The organism is Tessaracoccus yangjingae (genome assembly GCF_055326235.1).
In genome coordinates this window covers 25,551-44,847 of sequence record NZ_JBUZNN010000001.1, presented here as the reverse complement: position 1 = coordinate 44,847, position 19,297 = coordinate 25,551, and the positions used below count along the sequence as shown (strand labels likewise).

Below are 19,297 nucleotides of genomic sequence, written 5' to 3'. Positions count from 1 at the left end.
GCATGGGACGCATCGTGTTCGACACCGCCACCAGCATCAACGGGTTCATCGCCGACGAGAACAACTCGCTGGGCTGGCTCTTCGCCGTCGACGGTGGGGAGCACCCGGACGAGGGGCTGTTCCCCAGCGGCGCCACCGTGCTGGTGGAGGGATCCACCACCTACGAATGGGTGCTCGCCGAGTCCGACATCCTCGCGCACCCCGAGAGGTGGGCGGAGTTCCACGGAGACCGGCCCACGTTCGTGTTCACCACGCGGGACCTGCCCTCCCCTGAGGGGGCGGACATCCGTTTCGTGTCCGGCGCGGTCGCCGACGCGCTGCCCGCCATCCGCGCGGCGGCCGGCGAGGGCGACATCTGGGTGGTCGGCGGCGGGGACCTCGCGGGCCAGTTCCTCGACGCGGGCGCCCTCGACGAGATCGCGCTGTCCGTGGCCCCCGTCGCGCTGGCCGGAGGGGCGCCCCTGTTCCCGCGGCGCCTGGAATCGACGGGGCTGCGGCTCGTCTCGGCCACGGCTTTCGGGCAGTTCGCGCGCCTGGTCTACGCGGTGGTGCGTCCAGACTGACGGCGCCCCCGGCTCAGGGTGCGAGGACGCGCTCGAAGCCTCCGCTGATCAGGATGGGGTAGAAGCCCAGCGCCTCGTTGACGTCGAGCATGTAGCGGTTCTCGGCCGCGTTCCAGGTGACGATTGACGTCGCGTCCGGCACCGCCTCCCGGACCTGCACCAGGTTGGCTGCCTTCACGAGCATGCCGAGCCGCCGGCCGCGGTGCTCCGGCAGCACGATGGTGTCGTACTGGTCCACGAACGCCTCCGGGTTGCTCCGGTCCAGGGCCATCTCGCTCACCGCCGCGACCGTCCCTGTGGGAATGTGCCGGACGACGGCGTGGAACATGCGGTTGGACACCAGGGTGACGCGCTCGCGCTCCCTCAGCCGCGCTGCGTCCCACGTGGCCTCCACCACCGTCAGATCGCCCAAGGGCTGATCGACCGCCATCCGCTCCTTCAGCACGGCCTGACCAGCCAGCAGGTCCTCCGGGGACTCGCCCTCCCACGTGATGAGCTCGTAGTCCGGGCCCGCGTGGGCCTCCGCCGTCGCGAGCGCCTCTGCCGGGTCCACCAGCGGCGCCGAAAAGTCGTAGCGGCTGACGCGTTCCACCAGGCCGAGCCTCAGTCCGTGCTTGAGCGCCAGCCGCACGCCCGGATGGTCGGGATCGACGGCGCCGTGGCCCGACGGAGGGGCGAGCGTGGCGCCGTCGGTGATGGGGGTCTCCACCCATGCCTTCACCCTGGTCAGGCCGGGCGGCGGGTCCGCGCTGAACGCCTGGATCAGGCCGGTGGCCACTCCCCGGGAGCGGTGCTCGGGCAGGACGTACACCGCCACGGTGGCGCTCTCCGGCGAATCGACGAGCGACACACCGGCGGACAGGAAGCCCACCGCCTCGTCGTCCAGGTATGCCAGCCATCGCCGGTGGGAGGACTCGGCGTCCTCGCGCTCGGAGACGAGCTGCGCCTCGTCGTCGATGTCCCACTGCGGGCCGCCGATCAGCTCCCGTTCGTTCGCGCGCACCAGAGTGCAGTAGTCGCGCCAGCGCGCGTCCGTGGGGGCGTCCGGCAAGGGCATCGGCACGATCGTGAGCACGGGTTGAGCCTAATCGCATCGACGGCGCTGGGGGTCGGGCGGCGTGCACGAACCACCGCCTCAACCCCACCCCGACGCCACATACGTACCCGACCACCCGATCCGACGGCGAGTCGTGCACACCCCCCGGGGCCGGACCGCCGACGGGGCGGCGTGCACGAACCACCGCCTCAACCCCACCCCGACGCCCCATACGTACCCGCCCACCCGTTCCGACGGCGAGTCGTGCACACCCCCCGGGGCCGGACCGCCGACGGGGCGGCGTGCACGAACCACCGCCTCAACCCCACCCCAACGCCACATACGTACCCGACCACCCGTTCCGACGGCGAGTCGTGCGCACGCCCGGGGCAGGCCGACGGGGCGGCGTGCACGAACCACCGCCTCAACCCCACCCCGACGCCACACACGTACCCGACCACCGGTCCCAACGGCGAGTCGTGCACACCCCCCGGGGCCGGAACGCCGACGGCGCCGACGGCGGGCGGTGGGGCGCCGGATTGGTGCTCGGCGACGCGGAACGTAGGGTGGATCCGCAGCACAGAAGAAAGAGGCACCTATGACGGCACCCACCCACCGCGCGTCGGTCGTCGACCGACCGGACTCCCCACGCTCCTGGATCGGGCGGCTGTTGAAGGGAACCGCGGTCGGCGTTGGTGCCATCCTCCCAGGGCTCTCGGGTGGAGTCCTGGCCGTGATCTTCGGGCTCTACGACCCGATGATCCGGTTCCTCGCCAACATCCGGCACAACTTCATGCGCAACGTCCTGTTCTTCATCCCCATCGGCATCGGCATGGCGCTCGGGGTGTTGGGCTTCTCGGTGGTGGTCGAGGCCGCGTTCGCCTCCTACGCCGCGCAGTTCACCTGTCTGTTCATCGGCTTCGTGATCGGCACCTTCCCGTCGCTGTACCGCCAGGCGGGCCGGCACGGGCGCTCCGCCACGCATCTCATGATCATGGCCGCGGCGGCGATCGCCATCTTCCTGCTGATGCTGGCCGGCGGGCAGGTGCTCGTGCAGGTTGCGCCGAGCATCCCGGTGTGGTTCTTATCGGGTGCGTTGATCGGGCTCGGCGTGATCGTGCCGGGGATGTCGCCGTCGAACTTCCTCATCTACTTCGGGCTCTACGACAAGATGGCCACCGGCATCAAGGATTTCGACCTGGCCGTGACCATCCCGCTATTCCTCGGCGTGGTGGCGTGCGTCCTGCTGCTGGCCAAGGGCGCCGCCTGGCTGTTCGACCGCTATTACGGCGGCATGTACCACTTCATCCTGGGCATGGTGGTGGGCTCGTCGCTGGCCATCTTCCCCACCGTCGTGTTCCCGGCCTTCTCCCCCGAGGGTCTGGACGCCAGCGGGCTCAGCCTCACCGCGGCGGTGCTGTTCGCCGTGGCGATGCTGGTGGTGGGCACCGTCGCGTCGTACCTGTTCAGCAAGTTCGAGGACACGGTGAGCGACAAGCGCCATGAGATCGAGGAGGCGGCGAAGGCCGTCGACGCCTGATCCCGCACAGAAAACGAACAACCGCAGGCCCGGGACTTGAGTCCTGGCCTGCGGTTGTGGCGTTGGAGCGGGCGACGGGAATCGAACCCGCGTATCAAGCTTGGGAAGCTAGCGCTCTACCATTGAGCTACGCCCGCGTGGCTCATAGGTTAGCAGGGTTTTCGGGGCCACCTCCAACCAGCCTCCCGGGCTCGGGAGCACCGATGGGTAGGCTGACGGCGTGGGTACGGCGCAGACGGCGAATGAGCCGGACGAGCGCGCCATCACCCGTCTGGCCATGGCCCACGACGCCTCCCCCTTCCTCCTCATGCCCTCGGGCGTGGTCACTCCAGAGAGCGTCGAGGACGTCGCCGCGCTGATGGTGCACGCCGCGAAGGCGCGCCAGGCGATCACCTTCCGCGCTGGCGGCACCAGCCTCTGCGGCCAGGCCGTCACCGCCGGGCTCCTGGTCGACGTGCGCCGCAACTTCCGCGACATCGAGGTGCTCGACGACGGGCTCAGGGTCCGCGCGGGGGCGGGCGCGACCCTCCGGGCGGTCAACGCCCGCCTTGCCCGCCACGGCCGGCGGCTGGGCCCGGACCCCACCAGCGACGTGGCCTGCACCATCGGCGGGATCATCGCCAACAACTCCAGCGGCATGCTCTCCGGGGTGACGCAGAACAGCTACCACACGCTCGAATCGATGGTTTTCGTGCTGCCGAGCGGCCGCATCGTCGACACGGCTGACCCGACTGCGGACATCACGCTCAGGCTTGAGGAGACGCCGCTCGTGGGCGGGCTGCACATGTTGCGCAAACGGCTGCGGACCACTCCGTCGTCGATCGCCGACATCAACCGGCTGTTCGCCATGAAGAACACCATGGGCTACGGCCTGAACGCGCTGCTCGAGTTCCACCGCCCTGTGGACCTGATCCGCCACCTGCTCATCGGCAGCGAGGGCACCCTCGGCTTCGTGGCCGAGGCCACCTTCCGCACCGTGCCCCTGGCCCCCCACAGCGCCGCCGCGCTGGCGCTCTTCCCCACCCTCGACGACGCCGCCGAGGCCGCGACCGGGCTCGTCAGCCACGGGTTCGAGGCCATCGAGCTGATGGACGCCGCCTCCCTTCGCGTGGCCCGGACGCAGCCCGGGGCGCCGGCGCTGCTGCTCGAACGGGAACTGACCACGGAGGCCGCGCTGCTGGTCGAGCTGCACGAGGTGGACGAGGGCGTGCTCGCGGCCCGGCTCGCGTCGGCGGCCGCGGCGCTGGAGGACCTGGACGTGATCGGGCGGGTGGCGCTGACCACCGAGGTGCGCCACCGCAACGCGCTGGTCGAGCTGCGGCGCGGGCTGTACGCGCTCGTCGCGGGCGCCAGGCCGTCCGGCTCGACGACGCTGCTCGAGGACATCTGCGTGCCGCCGTCGGAGTTCGCCGCCACCTGCCGCGACCTCGCCGACCTCCTCACCCGCTCCGGCTACGACGACGCCCCCCTCTTCGCCCACGCCCGCGACGGCAACATCCACGTCCTCATCAGCGAGCGGTTCGACGACCCGGCCGGCCTGCTGCGGCACCGCAAGTTCACCCGCCAGATGGTGCGCCTCACGCTTCGCCACCATGGCGTCCTGAAGGCGGAGCACGGCACGGGCCGGGCCATGGCCCCCTTCCTGCGCGACCAGTACGGCGACGAGCTCTACGAGGTGATGCGCGAGATCAAGCACCTCTTCGACCCCGCTGGCGTCCTCAACCCCGGGGTGCTCATCTCCGACGACCCCGACGCGCACCTCAAGGACCTCAAGCTGATGCCCACCATCGAGCCCGAGGTGGACGCGTGCATCGAGTGCGGATTCTGCGAGCCGGTGTGTCCGTCGCGCGACCTGACGCTCACTCCGAGGCAGCGGATCGTGCTCCGCCGGGAGATGGCGGCCCGGAAGGACGACGCGGAACTGCTCAGCCAGGTGGCCGAGGAGTACGACTACGCGGCCATCGAGACGTGCGCCGTCGACGGGATGTGCGCCGTGGTCTGCCCGCTCGGCATCAACACCGGGGATCTGGTCCGCAGGCAGCGCGAGGACCGCGCGGGCCCGGTGGAGAAGTCGGCGTGGAATCAGGCTGCCCGGACATGGGGGCTGGCGACGCGGATGGGGTCAGCCGCCCTGACCATGGCCAAGTCCACCGCCCCCCTGGCCTCAGCGGCCACCCGGCTCGGCCGGCGCGCGCTGGGCGACGACGCCGTCCCCGACTACGAGAGCGACCTTCCGAAGGGCTCAGGCCTGAGGCGACGGCCGCGCCGTCGGGACCGCGACCGGCGCGGCGTGGCGATGTACTTCCCGTCCTGCCTCCAGACGATGTTCGCGCCCTCGGAGCAGGGGGTGTTCTCGGCGTTCAACGAGCTGTGCCGCCGGGCGGGCGTGCCGGTGTCACTGCTGGACGCCTCAGACCTGTGCTGCGGATCGCCGTGGCGGGCGAAGGGGTTCACCGACGGCTACGCGACGATGCGGGCGCAGGTGCGCACCGCCCTCGCGGAGCACGGGGAGGCCACCGTGGTGGTCGACGCAGCCAGCTGCACCGACTCCCTCGCGCGCATGGCCGATGGGCTGGACCTGCGGGTGATCGACGTGGTCGCGTTCACCGTCGCACGCCTGCTCCCCCACCTCGAGGTGACCCGGTCACTGCCGTCGCTGGTCCTGCACCCCACGTGCGCGTCGACGCGGATGGACATCAACGACGACCTGCTCACCATCGCAGGCTTCATCAGCGAGGACGTGACCGTGCCTGCGTCGTGGGCCTGCTGCGGCTTCGCCGGCGACCGCGGCCTGCTGCATCCGGAACTCACCGCCAGCGCCACGCAGGACGAGGCCGCGGAGGTGAGCAGCGGGTTCTTCGCCTACGCGTCGCTCAACCGGACGTGCGAGATCGCGATGTCGCGGGCGACGGGCCGGACCTACGTGCACATCCTCGAGCTGCTGGCGCAGGCCACCCGCTGAGCCCACTTCCCGCCCCCTGTGGAGTGCCCGTGCACGCACCCGCGCGCCGGCCAACCACCCAGAAGGTGCCGGTCAGTCGCCGAGACCCGTGCCCACCCCACGGGCGGCCCTGATCCAGGCGTGATCCTTCGGCACGATCTTCAGGTTCCCGGCCACCTCGCCGAGCGGCACGGGCACCGCCTCGCCGGCCTGCGACGCGACGGTGACGCCGTACTCGCCGGCGGCGACCAGATCCGCGCCCGCCGATCCCAGCAGCGTGCCGAGGAGCCGGTCGTTCGCGTCGGGGATCCCGCCGCGCTGCACGTAGCCGAGGATGGTCACCCGCGACTCCAGCCCGGTGGCCTCCTCCAGCGCCGTGGCCACCTTGAAGGCGTTGTCGCGGTGGCTGAACTCGACGGCGGCCTTGTGCTTGGCCGCCGCCGCCTTCGCATCAGCGCCCGACGCCGCCTTCACCAGCGCCTCGGCGGCCTGCATGTCGGCGGTGTCCTGAATGTCGCGGGCGCCCTCGGCGATGGCGATCACGGAGAAGTTGCGGCCCGACGAGGCGCGCTTCTTGATCGACGAGGCGATCGACTCGATGTCGTAGGGGATCTCGGGGATGAGGATGATGTCGGCGCCGCCGGCGATGCCGGAGCCGAGCGCCAGCCATCCGGCCTTGTGGCCCATGATCTCGGCGATGATCACGCGGTGGTGCGAGTGAGCCGTCGAGTGCAGGCGGTCGATCGCCTCCGTCGCGATGCCCAGCGCCGTGGAGAAGCCGAAGCTGGTGTCGGTGTGGGCGATGTCGTTGTCGATGGTCTTCGGCAGGTGGATGACGTTGAGGCCCGCCTGCATCAGCCGGTTGGCGTTCTTGGCCGTGCCGCCGCCGCCGATGCACACCAGGGCGTCGAGCTTGTTCTTCTCGAAGTTCTCGATGATGGTGGGCACCATGTCGCGGACCTCGCCGTCGACCACCATCTTGTGCGGCTTGTCCCGCGACGTGCCGAGCACGGTCCCGCCGATGGTGAGGATGCCGGACAGCGCGGTGGCGTCGAGCACCTGCCACCTGTCCTCGGCTAGGCCACGGATGCCGTCGCGGAACCCGATCAGCTCCATGCCGTGCTCGCCGATCGCCGACTTGCCGAACCCCCGGATGGCGGCGTTCAGGCCGGGCGAATCTCCGCCGGCGGTCAGGATTCCCACTCGCTTCGTCGCACCCATGACAGGCCTCCTCGTCTCTGGCGCAAACCCTACCGAGCGGGCAGTGCACCGCGGGGCGATTCCACGCGCCGACGTGGCCCCGTCCCGTGGCACGAAACGCCGCACGAAGCCACCCTCGGTGCCCTATACGCATCCGACCACCGATCGCGACGGCGTGTCGTGCACACCCCACACCGTCGAGGGCGCGACGGATCAGCAGGGCGGGGGGTGGTGTGAGACGGTCCTAGACTGGGGGCATGTCCGAACCCAACCGCCTCGACGTGCTGCGCTGCGCAGACCAGGACCGCGAGGTCGTCGCGACGCTGCTCAACACCGCCTACGCCGACGGGCGGCTCAACTTCGACGAGCACGCCGAGCGGATCGCGCGAGCCTACGACGCGAAGACGTTCGGGGACCTCAACTCGCTCACCACGGACCTGGTCGCGTTCGACAGGCCGGCTCCGCCCGCCCCGATGGCGCACTACGCCGCGGCACCCACGCCCCAGCCCTCCCCGCACGTTCCGGCCGCGCCCACCTACGGCCCCCTCGCCACAGGGGCGTTCACGGGCGGCAACTCGTTCATGTCCACCTACAGCCCGGGCCGGGTGGGCCTGGTGGCCTCGACGGTGAACCTCAACGCCTGGCTGGGCGAGATCCGCCTGGATCTGATCGGCGCCGCCTTCGAGCAGCGCGACATCAACCTCCACGTCGGCGGCGGCATGTGCGAGGTCAAGATCCGCGTTCCCGAGGGCGTGGACGTCAACCTCTCCGGGCTCAGCCTGATCATGGCCGAGTCCAAGGTGCAGGGACTGATCCCGCGCCCTGACGGCATCCGCATCAACCTGATCGGCACCATCATCATGGGCGAGGTGAAGGTGGTCGGACCGGGCATGGACCGCCGTCGCTACGAGCGGTTCATCCGGTGACCGACACCCTGTTCGCCCCTCCGGGCACCCAGTGGCAGCGCCTCTCCCCCAACTATCTGCGGATGAAGCTGACCCTCATCCCCCTCGTCTGGACCGCGCTGTTCGCCGTGCCCGCCGTCCCCGCGTTCCTGTTCGGCCCCTCGTGGCTGGGGTGGGCGGTGGTGGCCGCGTGGGCGGCGATGCTGGCCTGGCGGCTCATCCGCGCTCCCCGCGCGTTCCGACGGTGGGGCTACGCCGAGCGCGACACTGACGTGTACCTGACCAGCGGGTTGTTCAGCCGTCGGCTGGTGTGCGTGCCCTACGGGCGGATGCAGCTGGTGCAGCTGCACTCCGGACCCATCGACCGCGCCTTCAAGCTGGCCACCGTCGAGATGATCACCTCCTCCACGCAGGGCAGCGTCTCCATCCCCGGCCTCTCCCCCAGCGACGCCGCGGCGCTGCGCGACCGCTTGATCGAGCGCGGAGAGACGCAGCAGGCCGGGATCTGATGACCGACCCCACCCCAGTGGCCACGGCGGTCGCGGAGAAGGTCGTCGAGCGGCCCAGCCCGCTCACCGGCCTCGCGCACAGCGGGATCGTGCTGGCGGCGTCGGTGGTGTTCCTGGTCCGCGAACTCGACGAGGGCATCGAGGCGCTCACCGCGCAGGCCCTGGTCTTCGGGCTGATGGCGCTCGGCGCGGCCCTGGTGGCAGGCGTGTACGGCATCTTCGCCTGGCGCACCACCGCGTTCATCGTCGACGACGAGGAGTTCCGGGTGGAGCGCGCGTTCATCTCGCGGTCGTCGTCTCGGGTGGACTACACGAAGGTGCAGTCGGTGGACATCGCGCAGCCGTTCGTCGCGCGGCTGCTGGGGCTGGCGAAGGTGCACATCGACGTCGGCGGCGCGGGCGGCCTGACCCTGGCGTTCCTCACCAGAGCGAGGGCCGAGTCGCTGCGGGAGCACCTCCTGTCGCGCATGGCGCGGGCCAGGAGCGGCCCGGTCGTCGCGCTGTCCCCGGGCGAGCCGGGGGTGGACGACCCCGCCGCCCCGGTCCCGACAGCGGACGAGCCGGAGGAGCTGGTGCACGCCGTCTCGCCGGCCACGCTCATCCTGGGCACCGCGGTGTCCACCCCGGCCGTGGCGGCGCTGCTCGTCGCGGGCGTCGTGATCGGCACGTCGGTCTGGGCGGAGGCGCCCGTCACGTTCTTCGGCGCCGTGCTCGCCTTCGCCGGCTGGGCCTGGTCCAACGTGGGGCGCAACTGGGGCTTCCGGATGACCCGGCGAGGGGACACGCTGCGGATCTCCCGCGGGCTGGCGTCCACCACGGCGCAGGGCCTCCGCCCCGACAGGATCCAGGGCGTCGTCGTCCATCAGGACCTGCTGCAGCGCCTGACCGGGCTGTACCGCGTCACCGTGACCGTGCTCGGCTACGGCGATCCGTCGGGCGAGGAGAGCAGCTCCTCGAACTCGGTGGTGCTCCCCTTCGGCAGGTGGGCCGACGTGTTGACGGTGCTGCACGCCATATGGCCCGGGGTGGACCTCAACCTGATCCACCCCACGCCCCAACCCGCGCGGGCCAGGTGGCTCACACCCTTCTCCCACGCCAGGCACACCTGGGGCGTGGGCGAGGACGTGCTGGTGGCGCATCACGGGCTCATCGAGCACGCGATGACCATCGTGCCGCACCGCCGGATGCAGTCGCTCTCCCTGCACCAGGGCCCGCTCCAGAGGCGGCTCCGGCTCGCCACCGTCGCCGTGCACACCACCGACGGGCCGGTCTCGCTGCGGGCCTACCACCTCGACGAGTCGGTGGCCCGGCAACTGTTCGACGATCAGCTCGAGCGGGGCAGGGACGCCCGCGCTTCTGCCGTCCCCGTGTGATCGGCGAAGCCGACGCCGTCACCCGCACCGCTAGCGCTACGATTTCGCGCATGAGCATCTTCCTGGGTATCGACGTTGGCGGTTCGGGCATCAAGGGCGCGCCCGTTGATCTGGACAAGGGAGACTTCGCGGCCGACCGCCTGCGCATCCCCACCCCCGAGAAGTCCACCCCGAAGGCCGTCGCCGGCGTCGTCGGGGAGATCATCGAGCACTTCGCCGGCGTCATCGGCGACAACCCGGTGGGCCTCACCATCCCCGCCCCCGTGCTGCACGGCCGGGTGCCGTTCATGGCCAACCTGGACGAGAAGTGGAACGGCTTCAAGGCCGACGAGTACTTCGAGGACAAGCTGGGCCGCAAGGTGGTCCTGGTCAACGACGCCGACGCCGCGGGCCTGGCCGAGGTGCACTTCGGCGCGGCGAAGGACCACCCGGGCCTGGTGATCCTCACCACGCTGGGCACCGGCATCGGCGCCGCCATCATCTACCGCGGCGTCCTGATCCCCAACGCGGAGCTCGGCCATCTCGAGCTCGACGGCTACGACGCGGAGAAGCGCGCCGCGTCGTCGATCAAGGACAAGGAGGGGCTCAGCTACGAGGAGTGGACCACCAAGCGCCTCCAGCCGTACTACAGCCACGTCGAGATGCTCTTCTCGCCGGACCTGTTCGTCACCGGCGGCGGCGTCTCCAAGGACTGGGACAAGTGGGGCCCCCTGCTGAACCTCAAGACCCCCATGGTCCCCGCGAAGCTGCGCAACCGCGCCGGCATCATCGGCGCGGCGCTGGCCGCCAAGGACGCCGTCGAGCACCCGGACGTGCTGTCGATGATCCCCGCGGTCGCCGACGCGAACCCTGCGGACGTCGCGGACATCGACGCCGACGAGTGAGCTGACCTGACAAAGGCACGGGGCCCGGTGGTTCATTCCACCGGGCCCCGTGCCGTGTCGGGTCAGCTCAGGGCGTCCTCACATGCGCTCGGGGGCATCGATCCCCAGGAGGTGCAGGCCCCGGGCGAGCACCTGCTGCGTGGCCGCGCACAGAGCCAGCCGGGAGGAGCGCACGTCGCCCTCGGAGCGCAGCACGGGGCAGGCCTCGTAGAAGGTGGCCAGCGCGCCGGCCAGGTCGTAGAGGTACGCGCAGAGCTTGTGCGGCTGGAGGCTCTGGGCCACCTCGTCGACCACCTCGCCGAACCCGCTCAGCAGCAGGGCGAGCTGATGCTCCGCGGGCTCGTCCAGCACCGAGACCGAACCCCAGTGGATCCCCTCCGCCTCGGCCTTGCGCAGGATCTGGCTGACGCGCGCGTGCGCGTACTGCAGGTAGGGGCCAGTGTCCCCCGTGGTCTGGACCATGCGCTCGGCGTCGAAGGTGTAGTCCTTCTGCAGGCCGTTGGACAGATCCGCGTACTTGATGGCCGCCAGCGCGATGTTGGGGGCGGCCACCTCCTCGGCGGCGTCCAGGAGCGAGCCGAGCGTCGCGGCAGAGCCGTCGCGGGTCTTGAACGGCTTGCCGTCGCGGCCGAGCACCATGCCGTAGCCGACGTGCTGGGCGGTGACGTCGCCGGGCAGGAATCCCGCCTTGCGGGCCGCCGCGAACATCTGCGCGAAGTGGCCCGCCTGCCGGGCGTCGGTGACGTAGATGATCCGGTCCGCCTTGAGCTCGCGGACCCGGCGACGGATCGCGGCCAGGTCCGTGGTGGCGTAGCCGTAGCCGCCGTCGCGCTTGCGCACGATGAGCGGTGCCTCGAATCCCTCGACGAACACGCACAGGGCGCCGTCGTCGACGACGGCGACTCCGGAGTCCTCCAGCTCGCGCACGAGCACGGGCAGGTCGTCGTTGTAGGTGGATTCGCCGGCCAGGTCGTCGTCGGTGAGCAGGATGCCCAGGCGGCGGTAGGCCTCGTTGAAGGCGGGCTTGGAGATCTCGACGAGCTGGCGCCAGATGGCCAGCGACTCCTCGTCGCCGCCCTGGAACACCGTCACCCGGGCCCGGGCCCTGGTGGCGAACTCCTCGTCCTCGCGGAACCGGGCCGCGGCGCGCTTGTACAGGGCGTCAGCCTCGTCGAGGGTCAGCGCGCCCGCGTCGATGCCCTCGTCGAGGACCTGCTCGATGAGCATGCCGAACTGCGTGCCCCAGTCTCCGATGTGGTTCTGGGGAATGACGGTGTGGCCGAGCGCGCTGAGGACCCGGTTGAAACAGTCGCCGATGATCGTGGTGCGGAGGTGGCCCACGTGCATCTGCTTGGCCACGTTCGGGGCCGAGTAGTCGATCACCACCCGCTGCGGGTAGGCGACGGGGTTGATGCCGCCGTGCGGGTCCTCCAGCAGCGCGGTGGCGGCGGCGGCCAGCACGTCCGAGCGCATGCGGAAGTTGATGAAGCCCGGGCCCGCGATCTCCAGCGGCTCGCACAGGTCCTCCACGTCGAGTCGCTCGACGATGTCCGCCGCGACCTCGCGGGGCGGGCGCCCCTCCTGCTTGGCCAGGCGCAGCGCCACGTTGGACTGGAAGTGGCCGAACTGGGGCTTGGTGGCGGGACGCATTTCGGGGTCGACGCCGGTGAGGTCACGCAGCCGGGCGTCCAGGAGCGCGGGGAGGGATTGCATGGGCGACATTCTCGCATCGACGGCGTGGCGACCCCAACCCGGGCGCGCTCCTCCTCCCTCCGTCGCGCGTTGAGCCTGACGCGCGTTGAGCCTGACGCGCGTCTCGGGGAGGTGGGTTGAGCCTGACGCGCGTCTCGGGGAGGTGGGTTGAGCCTGACGCGCGTCTCGGGGAGGTGGGTTGAGCCTGATTCGAGGCTCGACGCCTGGAGAAGCGGGTTTGATCGATCAAGCCGATCTTGAGGTCCAGATCCGGCTCAACGCATTTCCCCACGACGCGGCGGAGGTCACTCCGCCGCTCCCGTGATCAGTGCAGCGTGTCCACGGCGGCGCGCTCGATGGGCAGCCCGGCGCGGTAGCGGTCCATGAAGCGGTCGAAGCCCTCCACGTCCGCCCGGACCGGATCGACGGTGTCGATCGCCGCCCCACCGAACACCGACGACGCCAGCCAGCCGGCCAGAGACGGCTCGCCCGAGCGCAGGAACGACGCCAGCAGCGCCATGCCCCAGGCGCCGCCCTCCCCCGCGATCTCGCCCACCGACACCGGCGTGTTCATCGCGGCGGCCAGGAACCGCTGCGCCACACCCTTGGTCTTGAACAGGCCACCGTGAGCGAACATCGAGTCCAGCTCGACACCCTCGTCCTTGAGCAGGATGTCCATACCCACCCGCAACGCGCCCAGCGCCGCGTACAGATGCGTGCGCATGAAGTTCGCCAGGGTGAACGAGCTGTGCGGGGTCCGCACGAACATCGGGCGGCCGGCTTCGAGCCCGACGACGTGCTCGCCGGCCAGGTAGTTGTAGGCCAGCATGCCCCCGCCGTCGGCGTCCCCGTCGAGCGCGGCCGTATACAGCGTCTGGAACAGGGCATTGGTGTCCACCTGGGCCCCCAGGGCCGCCGCCGCCTCACCGAACAGCCCCACCCACGCCTGGAGATCCACGGCGCCGTTGTTGCAGTGCGCCATGGCCACCAGGTCCCCCGCCGGGGTGGTGACCAGGTCGATCTCCTCGTGCAAAGCCTTCAGCGGGCCCTCCAACACCACCATCGCGAAGATGCTCGTGCCCGCCGACACGTTGGCGGTGCGGCGCGCCACCGCGTTGGTGGCCACCATGCCCGTGCCCGCGTCGCCCTCGGCCGGCGCGAACGGAACACCCGCGCGGAGACGGCCCGACGGGTCGAGCAGCCGCGCCCCCGCCTCAGTGAGCGCGCCGGCCTGCTGACCGGCGGGCAGCACCGCGGGAAGGATGTCGGCCAGCGTCCACCCGTAGCCGCGGTCCGCGAGCAGCGCGTCGAACTTCGCCACCATCGCCTGGTCGAACTGGCCCGTGGCGGTGTCGATCGGGAACATGCCGCTGGCGTCGCCGACGCCCAGGGACCGCTCGCCGGTGAGCCGCCAGTGCACATAGCCGGCCAGCGTGGTCAGGTAGTCGATCCGGCCCACATGCGCCTCACCACCCAACACCGCCTGATACAGATGCGCGATGCTCCAGCGCTGCGGGATGTTGTACTGGAACAGCTTGGTCAGCGCGTGGGCCGACTCACCGGTGGTGGTGTTCTGCCACGTGCGGAACGGCACCAGCAGGGCGCCGGCCTCGTCGAACGCCATGTAGCCGTGCATCATGGCCGAGAAGCCCATCGAGCCGACGGTCTCCAGCTGCACCCCATGGGTGGCCTCGACGGCGGCCGCGAGGTCCGCGTACGCGGCCTGGAGGCCGGACCACACGGCGTCGACGTCGTAGGTCCAGAACCCGCCCTCGAGCTTCGACTTCCACTCGTGGCCGCCGGTGGCCAGCGGCTGGTGATCCGGCCCGATCAGGACCGCCTTGATGCGGGTCGAGCCGAGCTCGATACCCAGCGACGTGTTGCCAGCGACGATGATGTCGCGCGCGGTCACGTTTTCCACGATGTAAACCTCCGTTGTTGTACCCCACCCCCATCTTTGCCTGCCCGGGGCCGCCACGCCACGGCGGGTCCGAATTCGGTGGGGAGAGGGGAGGTCTGGATAGCTTGACGTCCATATCCAGGTGGAGGGGCGTCAGATCGCCCGATCCGGTGCGCCGCAGCCAGGACATGGTTGATCAGTGGTTTCCTAGGGGTCATGCGAATCTCTGTGATCGGATGTGGCTACCTCGGGGCCGTGCACGCCGCCTGCATGGCGGAGCTCGGCCACGACGTCGTCGGCCTGGACGTCGACGAGGCGAAGGTGGCCCTGCTGGCGCAGGGGAAGCCCTCCTTCCACGAGCCGGACTTCCCCGCACTCCTCGCCCGCCACGTGAAGTCGGGCAGGCTCCGCTTCACCACCGACCCCGCAGAAATCCGCGACGCCGAGATCCACTTCATCGGGGTCGGCACGCCCCAGCTCAAGGGCCGGCTCGGCGCAGACATGACCTACGTGCGGGCCGCCGTCGCGACCATCATCGAGCACGCGCAGGTGGCCCCCGGCGGGCGGCCGGTGATGGTGGCGGGCAAGTCGACCGTCCCCGTCGGCACCGCACAGGAGATCGAGCAGGCGCTCGCGGCCTCGGGCAAGGACCTCCTGCTGGCGTGGAACCCCGAGTTCCTCCGCGAGGGCTACGCGGTGGCCGACACCCTGCACCCCGACCGCCTCGTCTACGGGCTCCCGGACGACCTGGCACGCGGCGCCGTCGCGAAGGAGATCCTGGACGAGTGCTACGCCGTCCCGCTGGGCGAGGGCACTCCGCTGGTGGTGGCGAACTACCCGACGGCGGAGCTGGTGAAGGTGGCCGCCAACTCGTTCCTGGCCACCAAGATCTCGTTCATCAACGCCATGGCCGAGCTGTGCGACGCGACCGGCGGCGACGTGACCAGGCTGGCCGAGGCCATCGGCTACGACGACCGGATCGGGAAGAAGTTCCTCCAGGCCGGCATCGGGTTCGGCGGCGGCTGCCTGCCCAAGGACATCCGGGCGTTCATGGCCCGCGCCGGGGAGCTGGGGGTCGACGAGGCCCTCACGTTCCTGCGCGAGGTGGACGCCATCAACCGTCGCCGCCGCGACCACGCCGTGTCCCTGGCGGAGGAGGCCGTCGGCGGGCGCCTGGCCGGGAAGAAGGTGGCGGTGCTCGGCATCACGTTCAAGCCCGACACCGACGACCTGCGCGACTCCCCCGCCCTCGACATCGCCGGCCGGCTGTGGTCCAGGGGGGCCGAGCTCGCCGTCGTCGACCCCGCGGCCGGGGACCTGCTGCGCGAGCGGCAGCCGGAGCTCAACGTGAGCGACACCGTCGAAGAGGCCGTGCGCGACGCCCACGTGGTGATGGTGCTCACGCAATGGAGGGAGTTCGTGGAGCTCGACCCGGCGGAGCTGGTGTCGCTGCCGGCCGCCGCCAACGTGATCGACGGCCGCAACGTGCTCAACCCGCGCCGCTGGAGCGACGCGGGCTGGCGCTACTTCGGGATGGGGCGCGGCGTCTCCCTCTGGTGACCACCGCCCCGGTCCTGCGGGTCAGCCCTTGGGCTGGCCGTAGACGTTCTGGTAGCGGTCGAACAGCGAGTCGATCTTCTCCTGCGGGATGGGGATGAGCTCGCCCAGCTGCTTGGCGATGTGCACCGTCCGCGCAACCTCCTCGCACATCACCGCGGCCTTGACGGCGTCGCGCGCGTCCTTGCCGATGGTGAACGGGCCGTGGTTCTGCATCAGCACGGCGCGGCTGCGGGAGTCCTTGAGCGTCTCGACGATGCCCTGGCCGATCGAGTCGTCACCGATGAGCGCGAACGGGCCGACGGGGATGTCGCCGCCGAACTCGTCGGCCATCATGGTGAGCACGCAGGGCACCGACTCGCCGCGGGCTGCCCACGCCGTCGCGTAGGTGGAGTGGGTGTGCACCACGCCGCCGATGTGCTCCATGTTGCGGTAGACGTAGGCGTGCGCGGCGGTGTCGCTCGAGGGCTGCAGGGTGTCAGGGGTGCCGTCGTCGATCTTGACCCCGTCGAGGGTGCACACCACCATCGTGTCCGCGGACAGGTCGTCGTAGGAGACGCCCGAGGGCTTGATCACGAACAGCTCCTCGCCGATCCGGTCCGCGCAGCGGATGCGCTGGCTGACGTTGCCGGCGGTCCAGACCACGAGCTCCCAGCGCGGCAGCTCGGCGTGCAGCGTGGCGACGACCTCGCGCGTGCGGGCGACCTCCTCCTGGACGTCGGCGGGCAGGTCGGTGAGGGTGAGCGTCACATTTCCTCCATCGTTGAAAGTCAGGTCGATCCTAAGCCAGATGCGCACCGCGCGGGCCGGCACCCCGGCCTTCGGACGCCGGCGCCGGCCTCACGCCTCGACGGCGCGCTCCAGCGACGGATCCGGCGGGTCCGCCTGCGGCTCACGCTGCGACGCGACGTCCCACTCCATCTTCAGGTTGGCGGCCCACTCGCGGCCCGCCCCCTTGATCCAGTTGAGCGGGAAGCGGCCCCGCATGGACGTGTCGCCCACGCCCACCGCGTCGACCCCCACCATCGAGCAGACCGTGATCGCCCTGCCGAGGTGGTAGTCCTGCGTGATCACCGTGAGCTCCCGCACGCCGTAGACGTCGCGGGCGCGCACACAGGAGTCGTAGGTGTCGAAGCCGGCCGGGTCCGCCACGATCTTGTCCGCGGGGACGCCGCGCTCGACGAGGTAGTCGCGCATCACGTCGGTCTCGTGGTTGGCGCGGGCCAGGCCGTCACCGCTGACCAGGATGGCCCTGATCCGGCCCTGCTCGAAGAGCTCCAGCGCCAGGTCGAGGCGGGCGGCCAGGAACGCCGAGGGCCTGCCCCGGTCCGCCTTGGCCCCCAGCACCATGCCCACATCGCGGGCCGGAACCGTCTCCACGTCGTGAACCCGGCCCGACGACGCCCACGCCACGCGGGCGCCGCTGGCTGCCACCGGGACCAACCCGACGATCATCAGCACGCCGAGGATCAGCGCGGCACGGCCCCCGCGGCCACGACCATCCATCGGCGCGTCAGAGGCGATGGTCGCGGTACCAGCGCACCAGCGACTGTGTGGACGGGTCCTGGCTGGCCAGCGCCGTGGCGTCGCCCAGCACGGCGGGCGCGATCTCCATGGCGAGCTTCTTGCCCAACTCCACGCCCCACTGGTCGAACGAGTCGATGCCCCAGACGATGCCCTGGACGAACGTGATGTGCTCGTACAGCGCGATGAGCTGGCCCACCACCGACGGCGTGAGCGCGGGCGCCATGATCGACGTGGTGGGCTTGTTGCCCGCGAAGACCCGGGCCGGGACGATCGCCTCGGCCGTGCCCTCCGCGCGCACCTCGTCGGCCGTCTTGCCGAACGCCAGCGCGGCGGTCTGCGCGAAGAAGTTGGCGAGGAAGAGGCCGTGGACGTCCGTGTCGCCGTCGAGGGTGGGGTGCGCCGGGTTGGCGACCGCGATGAAGTCCGCCGGGATGAGGCGGGTGCCCTGGTGGATCAGCTGGTAGAACGCGTGCTGGCCGTTGGTGCCGGGCTCACCCCAGAAGATCTCCCCCGTGTCGGTGGTGACGGGCGTGCCGTCCCAGCGCACGGACTTGCCGTTGGACTCCATGGTGAGCTGCTGCAGGTACGCCGCGAAGCGGTGCAGGTACTGCGCGTAGGGCAGCACCGCGTGGCTGTGGGCGTCCCAGAAGTTGACGTACCAGACGTTCATCAGGCCCATGAGCAGCGGCACGTTGCGCTCGGGGATCTCGGTGCGGAAGTGCGTGTCGACGGCGTGGAAGCCGGCGAGGAAGTCCCGGAAGCCGTCGGGGCCGATGGCGATCGCGACGGGCAGGCCGACGGCGGAGTCCACGGAATAGCGGCCGCCCACCCAGTCCCAGAAGCCGAACGCGTTGGCCGGGTCGATCCCGAAGTCCGCCACCTTGTCCAGCGCGGTGGACACGGCGACGAAGTGCTTCGCGATGGCGCCGCGGCGGGCCTCCTCGGTGTCGTCGATGACGCCGGCGTCGGCCAGCTGAGCGAGGAACCAGTCGCGCGCCATGCGGGCGTTGGTGAGGGTCTCGAGCGTGGTGAACGTCTTCGACGCCACGATGAACAGCGTGGTGGTGGGGTCAAGGCCCGCGACTTTCTCGGCGCAGTCGTTGGGGTCGATGTTGGAGATGAACCGGCAGGTCAGGCCGTCCTGCTTGTAGGGCAGCAGCGCCTCGTAGACCATGACGGGCCCTAGGTCCGAGCCGCCGATGCCGATGTTGACCACCGTCTCGATCCGCTTGCCGGTGACGCCGGTCCACTCGCCCGAGCGCACCTGGTCCGCGAACGCGTACATCCGGTCCAGCACGTCGTGGACGTCCGCCACCAAGTCGCGTCCGTCGACGACCAGCTCGGCGTCGCGGGGCAGACGCAGGGCGGTGTGCAGCACTGAGCGGTTCTCGGTGACGTTGATGCGCTCCCCGTCGAACATGGCGTCGCGGCGGCCCGCGAGGTTGATCTCCTCGGCCAGGCGCACCAGCGCGGCCACGACGTCCTCGTTGATGAGGTTCTTGGACAGGTCGACGCGCAGGTCGGCCATGTCGAAGGTGAGCTCCTGCGCTCGTTGTGGGTCCGCCTCGAACCAGCCGCGGAGGTCCGGCACGATGGCGTCGCGCAGGATGCGGAGGTCTGTCCAGGCTTCGGTGGTGGTGGCGTCAACCGGAGTGATCATGCCCCCAGCC

The 19,297-nt window shown here is 70.6% G+C and carries 15 protein-coding genes and 1 tRNA gene; 8 read left to right on the top strand and 8 right to left on the bottom strand.

Annotated elements, in window-relative coordinates:
- Positions 1–2: 2 nt before the first annotated feature.
- Positions 3–563: a dihydrofolate reductase family protein gene (locus tag ACZK5D_RS00195; protein ID WP_458994874.1), complete on the top strand. Its 561-nt coding sequence runs from the start codon at positions 3–5 to the stop codon at positions 561–563.
- Between the two features lie 13 nt (positions 564–576).
- Here the strand turns inward: ACZK5D_RS00195 and ACZK5D_RS00190 are convergent, their stop codons facing one another.
- Positions 577–1,638, bottom strand: coding sequence for a GNAT family N-acetyltransferase (locus tag ACZK5D_RS00190; protein ID WP_463663864.1), 1,062 nt, complete (start codon positions 1,636–1,638; stop codon positions 577–579).
- Positions 1,639–2,197: 559 nt separating this feature from the next.
- Here ACZK5D_RS00190 and ACZK5D_RS00185 point away from each other — a divergent pair.
- On the top strand, positions 2,198–3,139 hold the full coding sequence (locus ACZK5D_RS00185; RefSeq protein ID WP_458994876.1) for a DUF368 domain-containing protein: 942 nt from the start codon (positions 2,198–2,200) through the stop codon (positions 3,137–3,139).
- Between the two features lie 63 nt (positions 3,140–3,202).
- Here the strand turns inward: ACZK5D_RS00185 and ACZK5D_RS00180 are convergent.
- Positions 3,203–3,276, bottom strand: a tRNA-Gly gene (locus ACZK5D_RS00180).
- An 83-nt stretch (positions 3,277–3,359) separates the two neighbouring features.
- Between ACZK5D_RS00180 and ACZK5D_RS00175 the strand changes: the two genes are divergently transcribed.
- On the top strand, positions 3,360–6,101 hold the full coding sequence (locus tag ACZK5D_RS00175) for an FAD-binding and (Fe-S)-binding domain-containing protein (protein WP_458994877.1): 2,742 nt from the start codon (positions 3,360–3,362) through the stop codon (positions 6,099–6,101).
- 72 nt (positions 6,102–6,173) lie between these two features.
- Here the strand turns inward: ACZK5D_RS00175 and ACZK5D_RS00170 are convergent, their stop codons facing one another.
- Complete coding sequence (locus ACZK5D_RS00170; RefSeq protein WP_463663863.1) at positions 6,174–7,301, bottom strand: 6-phosphofructokinase; 1,128 nt, start codon at positions 7,299–7,301, stop codon at positions 6,174–6,176.
- Positions 7,302–7,537: 236 nt separating this feature from the next.
- On the opposite strand from ACZK5D_RS00170, the gene ACZK5D_RS00165 reads away from it, so the two are divergent.
- From ACZK5D_RS00165 to ppgK, 4 genes are read left to right on the top strand one after another with little or no spacing between them, the layout of a single operon-like run.
- Entirely contained in the window at positions 7,538–8,206 is a 669-nt protein-coding gene (locus ACZK5D_RS00165) for a DUF1707 SHOCT-like domain-containing protein (RefSeq protein ID WP_463663862.1), read from the top strand.
- Positions 8,203–8,694 (top strand): PH domain-containing protein, encoded by a 492-nt coding sequence (locus ACZK5D_RS00160; RefSeq protein WP_458994880.1) that lies wholly within the window; start codon positions 8,203–8,205, stop codon positions 8,692–8,694. Before ACZK5D_RS00165 ends, ACZK5D_RS00160 begins: the two co-directional genes overlap by 4 nt.
- Entirely contained in the window at positions 8,694–10,067 is a 1,374-nt protein-coding gene (locus ACZK5D_RS00155; RefSeq protein ID WP_463663861.1) for a PH domain-containing protein, read from the top strand. Before ACZK5D_RS00160 ends, ACZK5D_RS00155 begins: the two co-directional genes overlap by 1 nt.
- A gap of 50 nt (positions 10,068–10,117) precedes the next feature.
- The gene (gene ppgK, locus ACZK5D_RS00150; RefSeq protein ID WP_463663860.1) at positions 10,118–10,951 is read left to right on the top strand and encodes a polyphosphate--glucose phosphotransferase; all 834 of its coding nucleotides are present in this window, start codon (positions 10,118–10,120) and stop codon (positions 10,949–10,951) included.
- A 78-nt stretch (positions 10,952–11,029) separates the two neighbouring features.
- Here the strand turns inward: ppgK and argS are convergent, their stop codons facing one another.
- Both argS and ACZK5D_RS00140 read right to left on the bottom strand, forming a co-directional pair.
- Positions 11,030–12,664, bottom strand: a complete 1,635-nt coding sequence (gene argS, locus ACZK5D_RS00145) for an arginine--tRNA ligase (RefSeq protein WP_463663859.1) — start codon at positions 12,662–12,664, stop codon at positions 11,030–11,032.
- A gap of 304 nt (positions 12,665–12,968) precedes the next feature.
- On the bottom strand, positions 12,969–14,564 hold the full coding sequence (locus ACZK5D_RS00140; protein WP_463663858.1) for a xylulokinase: 1,596 nt from the start codon (positions 14,562–14,564) through the stop codon (positions 12,969–12,971).
- Between the two features lie 195 nt (positions 14,565–14,759).
- Between ACZK5D_RS00140 and ACZK5D_RS00135 the strand changes: the two genes are divergently transcribed.
- Positions 14,760–16,103 (top strand): UDP-glucose dehydrogenase family protein, encoded by a 1,344-nt coding sequence (locus ACZK5D_RS00135; protein WP_463663857.1) that lies wholly within the window; start codon positions 14,760–14,762, stop codon positions 16,101–16,103.
- 21 nt (positions 16,104–16,124) lie between these two features.
- Here ACZK5D_RS00135 and ACZK5D_RS00130 read toward each other — a convergent pair whose 3' ends face one another.
- The 3 genes from ACZK5D_RS00130 to pgi form a co-directional block, all read right to left on the bottom strand.
- Positions 16,125–16,850: an L-ribulose-5-phosphate 4-epimerase gene (locus ACZK5D_RS00130; protein ID WP_458994886.1), complete on the bottom strand. Its 726-nt coding sequence runs from the start codon at positions 16,848–16,850 to the stop codon at positions 16,125–16,127.
- Between the two features lie 90 nt (positions 16,851–16,940).
- Positions 16,941–17,606, bottom strand: coding sequence for a SanA/YdcF family protein (locus ACZK5D_RS00125; protein WP_463663856.1), 666 nt, complete (start codon positions 17,604–17,606; stop codon positions 16,941–16,943).
- A 7-nt stretch (positions 17,607–17,613) separates the two neighbouring features.
- On the bottom strand, positions 17,614–19,287 hold the full coding sequence (pgi, locus tag ACZK5D_RS00120; RefSeq protein ID WP_463663855.1) for a glucose-6-phosphate isomerase: 1,674 nt from the start codon (positions 19,285–19,287) through the stop codon (positions 17,614–17,616).
- Positions 19,288–19,297: the final 10 nt, after the last annotated feature.

Excerpts from the sequence above, each read along its gene's own strand:
- ACZK5D_RS00170 (WP_463663863.1), bottom strand. The coding sequence starts at position 7,301 with ATGGGTGCGACGAAGCGAGTGGGAATCCTGACCGCCGGCGGAGATTCG.
- ACZK5D_RS00125 (WP_463663856.1), bottom strand. The coding sequence starts at position 17,606 with ATGGATGGTCGTGGCCGCGGGGGCCGTGCCGCGCTGATCCTCGGCGTG.
- argS (WP_463663859.1), bottom strand. The coding sequence starts at position 12,664 with ATGCAATCCCTCCCCGCGCTCCTGGACGCCCGGCTGCGTGACCTCACC.
- ppgK (WP_463663860.1), top strand. The coding sequence starts at position 10,118 with ATGAGCATCTTCCTGGGTATCGACGTTGGCGGTTCGGGCATCAAGGGC.
- ACZK5D_RS00195 (WP_458994874.1), top strand. The coding sequence starts at position 3 with ATGGGACGCATCGTGTTCGACACCGCCACCAGCATCAACGGGTTCATC.
- ACZK5D_RS00185 (WP_458994876.1), top strand. The coding sequence starts at position 2,198 with ATGACGGCACCCACCCACCGCGCGTCGGTCGTCGACCGACCGGACTCC.
- ACZK5D_RS00165 (WP_463663862.1), top strand. The coding sequence starts at position 7,538 with ATGTCCGAACCCAACCGCCTCGACGTGCTGCGCTGCGCAGACCAGGAC.
- ACZK5D_RS00135 (WP_463663857.1), top strand. The coding sequence starts at position 14,760 with ATGCGAATCTCTGTGATCGGATGTGGCTACCTCGGGGCCGTGCACGCC.
- ACZK5D_RS00155 (WP_463663861.1), top strand. The coding sequence starts at position 8,694 with ATGACCGACCCCACCCCAGTGGCCACGGCGGTCGCGGAGAAGGTCGTC.
- pgi (WP_463663855.1), bottom strand. The coding sequence starts at position 19,287 with ATGATCACTCCGGTTGACGCCACCACCACCGAAGCCTGGACAGACCTC.